The organism is Streptacidiphilus albus JL83 (assembly GCF_000744705.1).
Taxonomy (GTDB): domain Bacteria; phylum Actinomycetota; class Actinomycetes; order Streptomycetales; family Streptomycetaceae; genus Streptacidiphilus; species Streptacidiphilus albus.
This window is the reverse complement of sequence record NZ_JQML01000001.1, coordinates 9,276,054-9,289,935: the sequence shown is the minus strand read 5'-3', so window position 1 is coordinate 9,289,935 and position 13,882 is coordinate 9,276,054. Positions and strand designations below refer to the sequence as shown.

Genomic DNA, 13,882 nt, shown 5'->3' with positions numbered 1-13,882 from the left:
GGACAGAACCATGGTGCAGAACAGCAGGCTGATGAGGGACGAGCGCCCGGAGGCCGGAACCGTCTTCACTGCGATGGCGTACGGCGAGCGGCCGGACGCCCAGGGCAACCCCTTCGACTACGACCAGATGTACAAGAACGCGCTGGTGCCGACCATCGAGAGCCTCGGGATGACCCCCACCCGGGCGGACGCCATGTACGGGGGCGACTCCGTGCTCTCGCGGGTGTGGCACGGGATCCAAACCGCCGAGATCGTGCTCGTGGTGTTCTCCAACGAGTCCGTGAACGTGGCGATGGAGTTCATGCTCTCGTACATCATCGGCAAGAAGATGATCTACCTGACCCAGGACCCCAAGGAGATCCCCAGCGACGTCAAGGACCTGCGGACGATCACCTACTCCTCGGACTGGCGCCACATGGACCGGATGAAGGTGGAGCTGCGGCTCGCGCTGGAGGCGGTCCACGCCGAGTCGGCGACCGAGATGGCGCTCGTGCCGCTCATCGGCGGCGGGAGCCTCCCGGTCCCTGCCCGTGTCGTCTCCACGACACGGGAGCTCGCCGTCGTCGAGACCGACGACGGGCGGCACGGCGTGCTGTCCGCTCTGGACGTCGACTACAGCCGGGTGATCCCCGACATGTCGGCCAAGTTCGCTGTCGGGACGCGGCTGAACGGGGCGTTCGACGTCGATACCAAGGGTGACATGCGGTACACCCTCCAGGCCGGTGTCAGCAACCCATGGCCCGTCCTCGCGGCGGAGTACCCGGTCGGCCGTGCCTTCACCGGGACGGTTCACAATGTCCATCCCAGCCTGGGTGCGTTCGTCGCGGTCACCGGAGGCGTCAACGGCTTGCTCCCGCACGACCCGTCGATGCCCTTCGGCGAGCTCCGCCCCGGCGACCGGGTCGAGGTCTCGGTGGCCCGCATGGACGCGGAGCGCCGCCGTGTCCTGCTGCGTGCGGCTCTCCCGCCCCGGTTCACGTCCGTCGGGAACCCCCGTCCCCCGGCTCCTCCCTCCGACCCGACCGGCCCCACCGTCGGAGAACGGCTGGACGGCGAGGTGATCAAGGCCAGCCCCGAGGGCCAGGGCGGCTACGCCCTACTCAAGCTGCCCGGTCGGACGCGCCCGGCGATCCTCCACTGCACCGCCATGAGCGCGGAGCTGCGCGAGGACCTGAACGCGGGGCTGCTCACCCCCGGTGACCTGCTCTGGGTCGAAGTGACTTCGGTGGACTCCGCCCGGGACCGCCTCCTGCTCAAGGACCTGCCCGAGGCCGAGGACGAGGCAGCGGAAGAGGCAAGCGCGGCCTGACCTCGGACGGACAGTCCCCGCCGGCCCCCGGAACATCAGTTCCGGGGGCCGACGGCCGCCCTGGCAGATCCGCGGCTCAGCGCCCGCGGCCCCGGCTGCCCGGTTCGAAAGCACGATTCTGGCCCCGATCTGCAGATTCTCCGATCCCGGCAGCGCTCCGCACAGCATCGAGAACGGCCGGTATGTGCCGCTCCCCATCCCCGCTGAGCCGTTCCGGATCCTGATCGCCACAACGGCAGCCGCCGGCGCATACAAGGCGAACTCGCCCAACTGGCCTGCATCGCCCCGTCCACAGCGTGGGAGATCCTGCACGCCGCCGGCATCGAGGGCATCGAGACCGTGAAGACCGGCGTGCGGATGCCGCGCATGAACTCGATCATGAAGAGACGGATCCGCTCCTGCCGGACCGAACTTCTGAACCACACCTTGACCTGGAGCCAGACGCATCCCCTGCACGCGCTGTGCGAGGTACCAGCACGCGGCCTGACCAGCATGGACAGGGTTGATGACACCTACAACGCTCAACGACACCTGGTGGTGAGCGCGCCGGAACGGCGGAGGGCGCCGACGAGGGCCGACAGGGAGACCAGCGCCCAGCTGCCCTCCAGCAGCAGGAACCCCCACTGGGAGGTGACCGCGGCGTCCACCGCCAAGGTGCCGGAGCCGATCAGGTTCAGCCCCAGGTAGCCGAGCGACTTGGAGTCCAGCCGGCCCGCCTGCGCCAGCGCGAAGGGTATGAGGACCAGGATCGAGCCGAGGATCTGCACCAGCTGCTCACCCATGACGACGTGCCTCCATCGAAGCGTCGTCTTGTCTGACCGGGTACGGCGCACCTCGTCCGGAAGTGGACGTCATCCTTGCCCACTCTCCTCAGTCTCGCACAACCTCCCGTTGCATGAGGACGTCCAGTCGGTTCCGGTCCAGGGGTGCGGGGCGGCGGTCGAGCCGGGCCGACAGCAGCCGGGCGGCCTGCCTGTTACGTCCGGCCCGGACCAGGGCGTACAGCAGGGTCTCCTCGACCACGTCGCGCTGTGCCGCGCTGCCGCCCAGGGGTTCCAGTCGGGGCAGCAGCGGCTGGAGCAGTCGGGCGGCGCGGTCCCAGCGGTGCTCGACCACCGCCATCAGCGCCTGGCACAGCCCGGCCAGGGTGGGACTGACATCGGGCTCGGCGTGGGCGAGGCAGCTGCGCCGGAGCCGGCTCAGGCCGTCGCCGTCCGCGGACGCCGCCAGCAGCAGGGCCGCGTGCAGGGCGGCGAACGCGGTGGGCGGCCGGTCCAGCCAGCCCTCGGGGGTGGTGTCGACCACGGCCGCCGCCGGCAGCCTGCCCTCCCAGCGGTCGGTGACGTGGCAGCGCCAGAGCAGCGAGCCGGAGTCGATCAGCGCCCGGGCGCCGGTGACCTGCGGCGGTGCCAGCTGGGTGCGGTAGCGGTCGCGCACCGCCCGGAGATCGTCCAGCATCAGCTCGTACAGCGCGGCGTGCCAGCTGAAGTGGGCGGACTGGAAGGCGTCGGCGCCGTGGCGGCCCAGCCAGCCCTCCAGCCAGTCCAGGCCGGCCAGGTGCTCGCCGGTCTCGTAGAGGACGTGGGCGCGGGCGTGCACGGCGTGGCCCGCGCCCGGGTCGGCGTCCAGCGCGCGGCAGGCCAGCGTCTCGGCCTCCTGCCAGCGGCTCTGCTCCTGCCGGACGAAGGCCAACTGGCCCAGGTACCAGGGGTCTTCGCCGTAGACGAGGTCCAGGGACTCGATCAGGGACCAGGCCTGCTCGCCCTGGGTGACCCCGTTGGAGGAGATCGTCGGTACGGCGATGTTCACGCACAGGGCGTCGCGTGGGAAGTCCCGGATGTGCCGGAGCAGTTGCGGCGCCGCGGCCCGGGAGCAGCCGTTGACCCGCCCGCCGACCGGCCCGTCCACCGGCCCGCCGATCTGCTCGGCGACGGCCACCAGGAAGCTTCGTTCGCGTTCGTCCGGGCGGCGGTGCACGGCCGCCCGGACGGCGGCGCCCAGGGCGTCGGGGATGTCGACCTCGGCGGCGCCCGCGTGTCCGAGCAGGGCGAGCGCGGCGTGTCCCAGGGCGAAGTCGGGATCCGTCGCCACGGACCGCCGGATCTCGTCCGCGGCCCCGGAGCGCACCCCCAGGAAGCGCCGCAGGCCCTGGTTGTAGGCGTCGGCGGCCTCCGGGGTGGTGGTCAGCGGGAGGCCGTAGGGATCCTGCGGCCGCCCGGCGGAGGCACGGGCGCCGCTCGGCCGGTGCTGCATCCCGCTACCGCCCGTCGCCGGGCCGCCCGGCGGGGGCCGCCGGTAGTTCGGTCAGCAGGTCCGGGGCGGTCTCCATGCCCCGGCGCCACACCGACCTGGCGATGATCTTGCTCGGGTCGACCCGGTGCCGGTAGCGCCGGGCGATGTTGGTGCACTCGTCGAGCAGTCCGTCGGACAGCGTGGTCGGGGCCAGGCCGAGCGCCAGGAACCGGTCGTTGCGGACGACCAGGTCGTTCTCCTTGGCCTCCATCCGCGGGTTGGGCAGGTTCGCCACCGGGACCCCGGTCAGCTTGCCGACCAGCTGGGCCAGGTCGCGCACCCGGTGGCTCTCGGTGACCTGGTTGAAGACCATCGGCTTGTCGCCCGCGGCCGGCGGATTGGCCAGGGCGATCTCGATACACCTGACGGTGTCCTGGATGTGGATGAAGGCGCGGGTCTGGCCGCCGGTGCCGTGCACGGTCAGCGGGTGGTCGATGGCGGCCTGCATCAGGAACCGGTTGAGCACGGTGCCGTAGTCGCCGTCGTAGTCGAAGCGGTTGATCAGCCGTTCGTCGCGGGCGGTCTGCTCGGTCTGGGTGCCCCAGACGATGCCCTGGTGCAGGTCGGTGATCCGCACCTGGTCGTTGGCCGCGTAGAAGGAGAACATCAGCTGGTCGAGGGTCTTGGTGAGGTGGTAGACCGAGCCGGGATTGGCCGGGTGCAGGATCTCGCGCTCCAGGTCGCCCTCCGGGGTGGGGACCTTGACGGTCAGGTAGCCCTCCGGGATCGGGGCCGAGCCGGACCAGCCGTAGCCGTAGACGCCCATGGTGCCCAGGTGCACCAGCGCCGCGTCGGTCCCGGTCGCGACCAGCGCGGACAGCAGGTTGTGGGTGGCCCGCACGTTGTTGTCGACGGTGTAGCGCTTGCTCGCGGTGGACCGCATCGAGTACGGCGCCGCCCGCTGCTCGGCGAAGTGCACGATCGCGTCCGGGCGCAGCCCGGGCAGCAGGGCGGTCAGCCGGTCGCCCTCGGTGGCCAGGTCGAGCCGGACGAAGCCGATCTCCCGGCCGGAGACCTGCTGCCAGACCCGCAGCCGTTCGCCGAGGGGCCGGATCGGCGTGAGCGACTCGACCTCCAGCTCCAGGTCGATCGCACGGCGGCTGAGGTTGTCGACGACGGTCACATCGTGGCCGCGGTCGGAGAGGTGGAGCGCGGTGGGCCAGCCGCAGAATCCGTCGCCGCCCAGTACGAGAATACGCATGCACTCACTCCAGTGAATAGATACGTCTACGGACACGATTCAATCGGAATATGTCCGGGGAACGGCACGCGAAGCGGCCGGTCGCGGAAGTGCCCCTGGGCGCTCCGCGTGACAATCCAGGGCCCCGCCGAATGTCGGCCGGGGGCGGCTGGCCCGTGAGGGGCTGCCGGATATCTAGGGACTGTGGCACAAGACCACTGTCGTGTCCAGTACAGATTGTTCGTTGCTTCGGCAGCCGACAGATTAGATATTCGTCTATTGGCACAGGCGGTGCCTGTCACCACTGATCAGGGGTGTCATGCCGGTCCTGTCGCCGCACGGTGGCACTCTGCACCGCACTCCGTGCCGCCGGCAGCACCCCGCCCCATGAATGATAATTCAACAAAGTACCTGGTTAGACGGCCGCAAATACAGGCCGGACGGCGCATGTGCGCAGTGGTTCGGACCCCTTGATTCGACAGATATGAAGGTAAAGGTTCGCTAAGAAGGAGCGGTGGGGGAGGTATATTCGAGCCACGCCTCTGGTACCACTTGGACCACTGAAAGGAGGGCTCCAATGGAAAAGCGAGCCCGCTTGGAAGAGGATTCCCCGGCAGTGCCGATTTCCGCTCCGGAACTCCGTGCGCTCGCCGACGAGGCTGATGTGCGACTGGCCGGCGCCGACGCCGGCGAGATCATCGCCTGGGCGCACCGCACCTTCGGCTCCGGACTGGTGGTCGCCTCCTCCATGGCGGACACCCATCTGGTGCACCTGGCGCAGACCGTCGCACCCGGGATCGACGTGCTGTTCCTCGACACCGGCTACCACTTCGCCGAGACCAGGGGCACCCGGGACGCCGTGGCCCAGACCTACCGGATCAACCTGCTCCCGCTCACCCCCCGGCAGACCACCGCCGAGCAGGACGCCGAGTACGGCCCCCGGCTGCACGACCGCGACCCGGACCTGTGCTGTTCCCTGCGCAAGGTCGAGCCGCTGAACCGCGGGCTGCGGCCCTATACCGCGTGGATCAATGGGATGCGCCGGGAGGAGCACCCCGGACGGGCGCGGATCCGGGTGGTCGACTACGACGCCAGGCGCGAACTGGTGAAGGTGTCGCCACTGGCGGCCTGGACCCAGGACCAGGTCGAGGAGTACGTCGCGCGCCACGGCGTGCTGGTCAACCCGCTGCTGGCGGAGGGCTACACCTCGATCGGCTGTGAGCCCTGCACCCGGCGCCCGCTGCCCGGGGCCGATCCGCGCTCCGGCCGCTGGGCGGGCCTGGCCAAGACCGAATGTGGGCTGCACACATGACCGGGTCCGGACTGCGACTCTCCCAACTGGACGTGCTGGAATCCGAGTCGGTGCACATCTTCCGCGAGAGCGCGGCCCAGTTCGAACGGCCGGCGATGCTCTTCTCCGGCGGGAAGGACTCGATCGTGATGCTGCACCTGGCCCGCAAGGCCTTCTGGCCCGCGCCGGTGCCGTTCGGGCTGCTGCACGTGGACACCGGGCACAACTTCCCCGAGGTCATCGCCTTCCGCGACGCGGTGGTGGCCGAGCACGGGCTGCGGCTGACGGTCGCCGACGTCCAGGCGTTCATCGACGACGGCCGGCTGCGCGAGCGCCCGGACGGCACCCGCAACCCGCTGCAGACGGTACCGCTGCTGGACGCCGTCGCCCAGGGCCGACTGGACGCGCTGTTCGGCGGCGGGCGACGCGACGAGGAGAAGGCCCGCGCCAAGGAGCGGGTGTTCTCGCTGCGCGACCGCTTCGGCGCCTGGGACCCGCGCCGGCAGCGGCCCGAGCTGTGGTCGCTCTACAACGGCCGCCGCCGCCGGGGCGAACACGTCCGGGTCTTCCCGCTGTCCAACTGGACCGAACTGGACGTGTGGCAGTACATCGGCCGGGAGCAGATCGCGCTGCCGGAGATCTACTTCACCCACAAGCGCGAGGTCTTCCGCCGCGACGACATGTGGCTGGCCCCCGGCGACTGGGGCGGCCCGGGCGAGGGCGAGAGCGTGGAACGGCGGCAGGTCCGCTACCGCACGGTGGGCGACATGTCCTGCACCGGCGCCGTCGACTCGCACGCGAGGACCGTCGACGAGGTGATCCAGGAGATCGCGGCCTCCACGCTGACCGAGCGGGGCGCCACCCGTGCGGACGACCAGCTGTCCGAGGCCGCGATGGAGGACCGGAAGCGGGAAGGGTACTTCTGACCATGAGCTCCCCACACCGACCCACCCGAGGCGGCCGCGCCGCCGAGGCGCGCCCGCGCCCCGGCGAGGCCTCACTGCTGCGGCTGGCCACCGCGGGCTCCGTGGACGACGGCAAGTCGACGCTGGTCGGCCGTCTGCTGCACGACTGCCGGGCGGTGCTCGCCGACCAGCTGGCAGCGGTGGAACGGGCGTCCCGCGCACGCGGTCAGGACGTCCCCGACCTGGCGCTGCTCACCGACGGCCTGCGGGCCGAGCGCGAGCAGGGCATCACCATCGACGTCGCCTACCGCTACTTCGCCACGCCCCGGCGCCGGTTCATCCTCGCCGACACTCCCGGGCACGTGCAGTACACCCGCAACATGGTCACCGGTGCCTCCACCGCCGAGCTGGCCGTGGTGCTGGTCGACGCCCGCAGCGGCGTCGTCGAGCAGACCCGCCGGCACGCCGCCGTCGCCGCCCTGCTCCGGGTCCCGCACCTGGTGCTGGCGGTCAACAAGATGGACCTGGTCGGCCACGACCAGTCGGTCTTCGCCGCCATCGCCGCCGAGTTCACCCGGTACGCCGCCCGGCTGGGCGTGCCCGACGTCGTCCCGATCCCGATCAGCGCCTTGAACGGGGACAACGTGGTGCACCGGTCCGCGGCCACGGCCTGGTACCGCGGTCCCACGCTGCTGGAGCACCTGGAGCAGGTGGACACCGACCAGGACCCGGCCGGGCAACCGGCCCGCTTCCCGGTGCAGTACGTGCTGCGCCCGCAGCACGCCGGCGAGTTCCGCGACTACCGGGGCTACGCCGGGCAGTTGGCCTCCGGAGTGCTGCGCCGGGGCGAACGGGTGCTGGTGCTGCCCTCCGGGCAGCGCACCTCGATCGCCGCGATCGACCGGCTCGGCGAGCTCGACGCCGAGTTCGCGTTCGCGCCGCAGTCGGTCACCCTACGGCTCGCCGACGACCTCGACGTCTCCCGGGGCGACCTGATCGTGCCGCTGGACGTGCCGCCGGACGCGCTGCCACGGGTCACCGACCGGCTGACCGCCACCGTGTGCCACCTCGACGAGCGGCCGCTGCACGCCGGCGACCGGGTGCTGCTGCAGCACGCCGCCGGCACCGTCAGGGCCGTGGTGAACTCCCTGGACACCCGCCTGGACCTGCGCACCCTCACCGCCGATCCCGCGCCGCCGAGCCTGTCGGCCAACGAGATCGGCCGGATCACCCTGCACACGGCGACCCCCCTGCCCCTGGACGACTACCGCGCCAACCGCCGGACCGGCTCCTTCCTCCTCGTGGACGAGGCGGACGGCGCCACCGTGACCGCCGGCATGGTCGGCGCGCTCGACAAAGAAACGGAAGCTGAGCGGCGATGACGAGCAAGGTCCCGGTTCGGGTGCGCGGTATGAACGCCGCCGCCGCCGTCAACGACGCATCCGCGGACGGCAGTTCGAGCGGTGGTGGCGGCGACGCCGGCGCCGGCGGCCGGCCGGAGCCGTCGCACCGCCGGTTACCCCATGCTTCGATGCGCCAGCTCCTGGTGGCAGTGGCCCTGTTGGTGGTCGGTGGCGTCCTCGCCCGGTACACCTTCACCGAGATCACCGGCGGACCCACCGGCTTCGCCGGCACGGTCGAGGCACAGAACTCGGTCAGCCTGGACTTCACCCAGACCGGACGCGTCAGCCAGATCCTGGTCTCCGCCGGGCAGACGGTGACCAAGGGGCAGCCGCTGGCGACCCTGGACCAGGCGTACGCGCAGGCCACGCTGCAGGACGCGACCGCGGTCCTGGCCGCCGACCGGACCGTGGTGAAGGCCCTGGAGTCACCCACCCTCTCGTCGGCCGGAAAGCAGAGCCTGCAACTCCAGACGGCGGCCGCCGAACAGCAGTTGTCGGCCGCGCAGCAGGCCTCCCAGGATGCCGAGGCTCAGGGCGGCACCCAGATCGCCCAGGCCCAGCAGACCGTGGAGAACGCCCAGGCCACGCTCAGGGCGGACACCGCCCAGTACCGGACCGACTGCTCGACGCCGCCCGCCGACTCCGTGCGGGTACCCGGCGCGGTCCGGGCGCCCGACCTCCCCGGCCCGGTCGGAACTGTCGGAACTGTCGGTACGGTCGGAACCGTCGGTGCGGTCGGTACGCCCGGTCCGACCCGCGCGTCCGGCGGATCCGCGGCCACGGAGCCGCCGCAGGCCACCGCACCGGCCACGGCCAGTACCTACTGCCTCGGCCTCCAGTCCCAGCTCCAGAAGGACTCCACCGCCATCGCCAGCGCCGCCGCCGCCCTGGCCAACTCCAGGGCCGACGCCGAGCAGCTGCAGGACACGGCGGCGCACTCCGCCTCCAGCGCCGGCTCGGCCCTCGCCCTCGCCCAGAACCAGGAGGCGGTCGACACCGCGCCGGCCACCGGCGCACAGCTCTCGACCGCGCAGGCGAACGTGGCCTCCGCACAGACCGCCGTGGACCAGGACCAGCAGAACCTCGCCGCGCTGACCCTCCTCTCCCCCATCAGCGGCGTCGTCGCCGATGTCGGCGGGATCGTCGGGGACCTGGACGGCACCGACGGGGTGCACGGCTTCTCCGGCCCCGGCACCGCCCAGGCCACCTCGGGCCCGGCGTTCAGCCTCTTCCCGCCGGACTCCTCGTCCGGGTCCGGCAACTCCGGCGCGAGCGAGCAGCCGCTGATCTGGCTGGTGAGCTCGCAGCGGTACCTGCTGGCGCAGGTCAGCGAGGACGAGGCGGCGAAGCTGCGGCTGGGGGGAGCGGCCAAGGTGACCGTGAACGCCCTGGGCAGGACCGTCGCCGCCACGATCACGCAGATCAGCCCGATCCCGGTGGACCAGGACGGAAACGTGGAGTACCCGGTACGACTGGCCGTCCCCAGCTGGCCGCAGGGGACCATGACCGGGATGAGCGCCGATGTGGTCTTCCCCTGAGCCCGCCGGTCCGACCGCGACCACGGCGATGACCGCGACCACGGCGACCGACCCCGGAAGGGAGGGACTGCGGTGCTCCGCCTCCCCGGCCTGCTGATCTTCCTGCTCGACCTGGCGGTGCTGGTCGGCATCATCCTGCACGCGCTGCGCCGCCGCTTCGACGACGCCGACCGCGGCGTGGGCAACGTGGTGGTGCTGCCCAAACCGCATCCGCCGTCACTGTGGCGGGTGGCCGCCTTCGTCACCATCTGCCTGGGGGGCAGCATCGCCCTGGTCGGGCTGCGCACCCCCGACCTGGCCAAGGACTACCGCACGGCCGTCGCGTTCTCCACCACCCGGATCCTGCCGGAGCCGGGCGTGGTGGGGGCCTACGACTCGCATCTGCGCCCGGTGATCCCGCTCAGCTTCCTGGCGTTCGCGCTCGCCCTGTCCCTGTGCGTGCACGCCACCCCCGGGCGGCGGATCATGATCCTGCTGCACGCCCCACTGGCGATCGCGGCCTCGATCGCCGCCGACACCCTGCTGAGCGTGGTCGGCATCGACGCCGGGCTCTCGCTCGGGCGGTTCCCGCTGATCAGCATCCTGCTGCACTACGTGATCGCCTACCTGCTGGCCATGCGGCTGGCGCTGACCACCTACCAGCTGCCCCGGCCCACCCAGGTGCCGATCCGGCGGAGGGGCGACGCCCTCGACACCCTGATCATGGGCACGGTGCTGCTGGTGGTCCTGGTGTTCGTGGCGGTCGGCGCGGAAGCACTGGTGAACCTGAGCGCCAACGACCCGGTCGAGTACACCTTCGTGCTGATCGCGGTGCCGGTGTACCTGAAGTTCGGCATCTACGTGGTGCTGTGCCTGCTGCGGCTGTGCGGCGGCCAGAGGCTGCCGCAGCCGGGCGAGGACCCGCCGCCGATCGACGTCATCGGGCCGGCCTTCAACGAGGAGACCAACATCGTCCGCTGGGTCGAGTGCATCGACCGCGCGGCGGTGGTCTACGGCGGCCCGGTGCACCTGATCCTGTGCGACGACGGTTCCCAGGACGACACCCGCAGGCTCGCCGAGGAGGCGATGGCCCGCGCGGTCGCGGTCCGCGGCGAGGTGATCGCCGGCTCGCACGTCGGCAAGGCCACCGCGCTCAATCTGGCGCTCACCCGGTGCACGGCGGACTACGTCATCCGGCACGACACCGACTGCGAGGTGCATCCCGACTCCTTCCGCCACACCGTGCCGTGGTTCGAGTCGGACCCGCGGATCGGCCTGGTGGGGGCATTCATGTTCGTCAAGCGGCCGTTCACCACCTGGGTGGACCGGATGCGCTCGATGGAGCTGGCGGCCGGGTTCGGACTGCCCCGGCTGGCCTACGCGGTGGTCGACGCCCAACCGTGCGTTCCGGGCAACTACACGGCGGTCCGCCGCGAGGCGGCCCTGGAGATCGGCGGCTGGCCCGAGGGGATGCTCGGTGAGGACATCGACTTCACCTGCAGCCTCGCCCGGCTCGGCTACCGGGCCATCTACGACCGCCGGATCTGGGCCTACGAGGACGTCCCGGAGAACGCCGCGCAACTGCGGCTGCAACGGCGCCGCTGGAGCCAGGGCTCGATCTACAACTTCGCCCGCTTCGTGCCGCCGGCCTGCGGTTCGGCCGGTCCGCGGTTCTGGTTCGCCGAGTTCTTCAAGGGCGCCCGCCGACTGGTCCAGCCGATGCAGTTCGCGGCCTACCTGTTCGCCGTCCAGGGCGCCTTCTTCGACACCGGCGTCCGCCGGAACGTGATGCACCTGCTGGCGTTCCTGATCATCGCCAAACTGCCGATGCTGATCATGGTCATGTGTGCCATGTTCTACCGCGGGCTGTGGCGCGCGTTCCTGTGGTGGCCGCTCTTCCTCGTCTTCATGATGATCAAACGCCTGGCCAACATCGAGGCCCTGCTGCTGCTGCGAACCCGGCCGGTGAGCGTGCCGTGGCTGCACCCGGTGCGGCGCACGGAGCCGGACGCCGACATCACCTGGCCGGTGCTCCGGCCGCGCTACCTGCCGGAGGCGGAGACCCCATGACCGTCGGACGAGACGTCAACCACGGTGAGAGGAGGATTCGATGAGGCGAGGGCGAGGCGCTGTCGGGCTGCTGGTGACGGTCGTGCTGGTGGCGGGCGGACTGGGTGCGGCCCAGCTGGAGGGCGCCTTCTCGGGCCCGTCCGGCTCCTCAGGCTCCTCCGGCTCCTCCGGACCGACCGGTTCGGCCCCCTCGGCCGGCAGTGGCGCAGCCGGATGGACCGCCGCGGCCGCCGGGAACACCCTGGTGACCGACCCCACCAGCGAACTGACGGCGTCCCAGCTCGGCTTCCTGCGCCAGGTCGCCGCCAGGACCTGGAACTTCCTGTCCGGCCCCGACCTGGATCCGGCGACGCACCTGCTGCTCGACAGCGTCCCGCTGGCCGGCCCGCCGGGCACCGGCGCGGCGCTGCAACCGGCCGCGGCCGCACGGGAGTACACCAACCCCTCGCTGATCGGCAGCTACCTCTCCGCGATCGTGGCCGCCAGGGACCTCGGCCTGGCCTCCCCGGCGCAGGCCGAGGCGGACGCGGCGGCGACCCTGGCGGAGATCCGGAGTCTGCCGAAGTACCAGGGATTCCTGTTCCGCTGGTACAGCACGCAGAACGGCGCGGCCATCTCCACCCCCCAGGGCGAGCAGGACCCGGCCGGCTATGTCTCGACCGTCGACAACGGCTGGCTGGCCCAGGGGCTGCTGGTGACCGAGGGCGCGTTCCCCCGGCTCGCGCCCGGCTGCGCCGCGCTGCTGGGCGCGATGCAGTGGCAACTGCTGTACGACCGGGCCGGGAACGTGCTGTACAACGGCTACCAGGTCGGCGGAGGCTATTCGAAGTCGACCTATCTGAACGCGTACTCGGGACCGCGGATCGCCGAGTACGCGGCGATCGGCAGCGGCAAGGTCCCCGGATCCCTGTGGTGGGGACTGGACCGGACGCCGCCCGCCGGCCACCGGCAGCGGCAGACCCCGCAGGGCGCCACCGAGGACTACACCGACCCGCAGAGCGGGCAGAGCTACCCGGTGTTCGAGGGGCACTACACCTTCGACCGGATCAAGTTCGTGCCGACCTTCGACGGCAGCCTGTACCAGGCGCTCGCCCCCGACCTGGTCTTCCCCGAGCAGACGGCGGCGCCGGCCAGCCTGGGCCTGAACGACCGCAACACCGCGCTGGCCCAGGGAGCCTACGCGGCCGGCACCGGCTCCCCGGTCTGGGGCTGGGCGCCGGCCACCGCGCCGGGGGCGAAGCCCAAGTACACCAACTACGGCGTGCCCGACCTGGCCAGCGACCAGGGCAAGGTGAAGGACGCGGCGGTCACCCCGTACGCGGCCTTCCTGGCGCTGCCGGTCGTCCCGCAGCAGGCGGACGCCGACATCGGCCGGCTGGTCGCCGACTACCCCGCGCTCTACACCCAGTACGGGTTCCTGGACTCGGTGAGCCCGGGGAACGGCGAGATCGCGGGCCGCTACCTGGCCGTGAGCCAGCTGACGATCCTGATGGCCGTCGACGACGCGGTGGACCACGACCAACTCCAGAGCTATATCGCCGGGAGCAGCTACGAGCAGCGGCTCGCACCCTACTTCGGACTGGAGCAGTTCTCGATCCAGGGGCTGGGGCCGGGCGGCACGGCCGCTGCGACCGCCGTCCCGACCGCCCGGTCGACCGCCCGGTCGACCGCCACGGCCACCGGCCGCGCCCGGCCGAGGAAACGGCGCCGCCGTGCCTCCGACTGAGCCAGCGACGGGGCCGGACCGGCTCCCCCCGACCGGCGGGGCACCCCCCGCCGATTGGCGGGGAAATCCGGCGCTTGCCCGATTACCTCCCGATATGGCGAGAAATCGGAAGTTCCATCCTTCTTGTTTGGTCATGAACTCGTCAGTAGCCTTCTCGCCAAGTCGGCCTGAACCGGGGAAGACCTCCTC

General features: G+C 71.4%; 10 protein-coding genes and 1 riboswitch. Of the genes, 7 read left to right on the top strand and 3 right to left on the bottom strand.

Going from position 1 to position 13,882, the window contains the following annotated elements; genetic code table 11:
* The first annotated feature begins 10 nt into the window (after nucleotides 1-10).
* A complete protein-coding gene (locus BS75_RS40265; RefSeq protein ID WP_034091748.1) occupies nucleotides 11-1,309 on the top strand; it encodes a hypothetical protein in 1,299 nt (432 codons plus the stop codon).
* A 521-nt stretch (nucleotides 1,310-1,830) separates the two neighbouring features.
* Here the strand turns inward: BS75_RS40265 and BS75_RS40260 are convergent.
* The 3 genes from BS75_RS40260 to BS75_RS40250 all read right to left on the bottom strand — a co-directional run bounded on the left by BS75_RS40260 (nucleotide 1,831) and on the right by BS75_RS40250 (nucleotide 4,802).
* Nucleotides 1,831-2,091 carry a CBU_0592 family membrane protein gene (locus BS75_RS40260; protein ID WP_034091747.1) on the bottom strand — a complete coding sequence of 87 codons (261 nt, stop codon included), beginning with the start codon at nucleotides 2,089-2,091 and terminating at the stop codon, nucleotides 1,831-1,833.
* 17 nt (nucleotides 2,092-2,108) lie between these two features.
* Nucleotides 2,109-2,179: riboswitch (guanidine-III (ykkC-III) riboswitch) on the bottom strand.
* A complete protein-coding gene (locus BS75_RS40255; RefSeq protein WP_052070357.1) occupies nucleotides 2,180-3,562 on the bottom strand; it encodes a hypothetical protein in 1,383 nt (460 codons plus the stop codon).
* Nucleotides 3,563-3,566: 4 nt separating this feature from the next.
* Nucleotides 3,567-4,802, bottom strand: coding sequence for an NAD-dependent epimerase/dehydratase family protein (locus BS75_RS40250; protein ID WP_034091746.1), 1,236 nt, complete (start codon nucleotides 4,800-4,802; stop codon nucleotides 3,567-3,569).
* A gap of 556 nt (nucleotides 4,803-5,358) precedes the next feature.
* Between BS75_RS40250 and BS75_RS40245 the strand changes: the two genes are divergently transcribed.
* The 6 genes from BS75_RS40245 to BS75_RS40220 all read left to right on the top strand — a co-directional run bounded on the left by BS75_RS40245 (nucleotide 5,359) and on the right by BS75_RS40220 (nucleotide 13,693).
* Nucleotides 5,359-6,093 carry a phosphoadenylyl-sulfate reductase gene (locus BS75_RS40245; protein WP_042439260.1) on the top strand — a complete coding sequence of 245 codons (735 nt, stop codon included), beginning with the start codon at nucleotides 5,359-5,361 and terminating at the stop codon, nucleotides 6,091-6,093.
* A complete protein-coding gene (gene cysD, locus BS75_RS40240) occupies nucleotides 6,090-6,998 on the top strand; it encodes a sulfate adenylyltransferase subunit CysD (protein WP_174515070.1) in 909 nt (302 codons plus the stop codon). Before BS75_RS40245 ends, cysD begins: the two co-directional genes overlap by 4 nt.
* 2 nt (nucleotides 6,999-7,000) lie before the next feature.
* Nucleotides 7,001-8,359, top strand: coding sequence for a sulfate adenylyltransferase subunit 1 (locus tag BS75_RS40235; protein WP_042439258.1), 1,359 nt, complete (start codon nucleotides 7,001-7,003; stop codon nucleotides 8,357-8,359).
* Entirely contained in the window at nucleotides 8,356-9,918 is a 1,563-nt protein-coding gene (locus BS75_RS40230) for an HlyD family secretion protein (RefSeq protein ID WP_034091743.1), read from the top strand. The genes BS75_RS40235 and BS75_RS40230 overlap by 4 nt, the downstream gene beginning before the upstream one ends.
* A 72-nt stretch (nucleotides 9,919-9,990) precedes the next feature.
* Nucleotides 9,991-11,967: a glycosyltransferase gene (locus BS75_RS40225; RefSeq protein WP_034091742.1), complete on the top strand. Its 1,977-nt coding sequence runs from the start codon at nucleotides 9,991-9,993 to the stop codon at nucleotides 11,965-11,967.
* Between the two features lie 40 nt (nucleotides 11,968-12,007).
* Nucleotides 12,008-13,693, top strand: coding sequence for a glucoamylase family protein (locus tag BS75_RS40220; RefSeq protein WP_081983078.1), 1,686 nt, complete (start codon nucleotides 12,008-12,010; stop codon nucleotides 13,691-13,693).
* The last annotated feature ends 189 nt before the right edge of the window (nucleotides 13,694-13,882 follow it).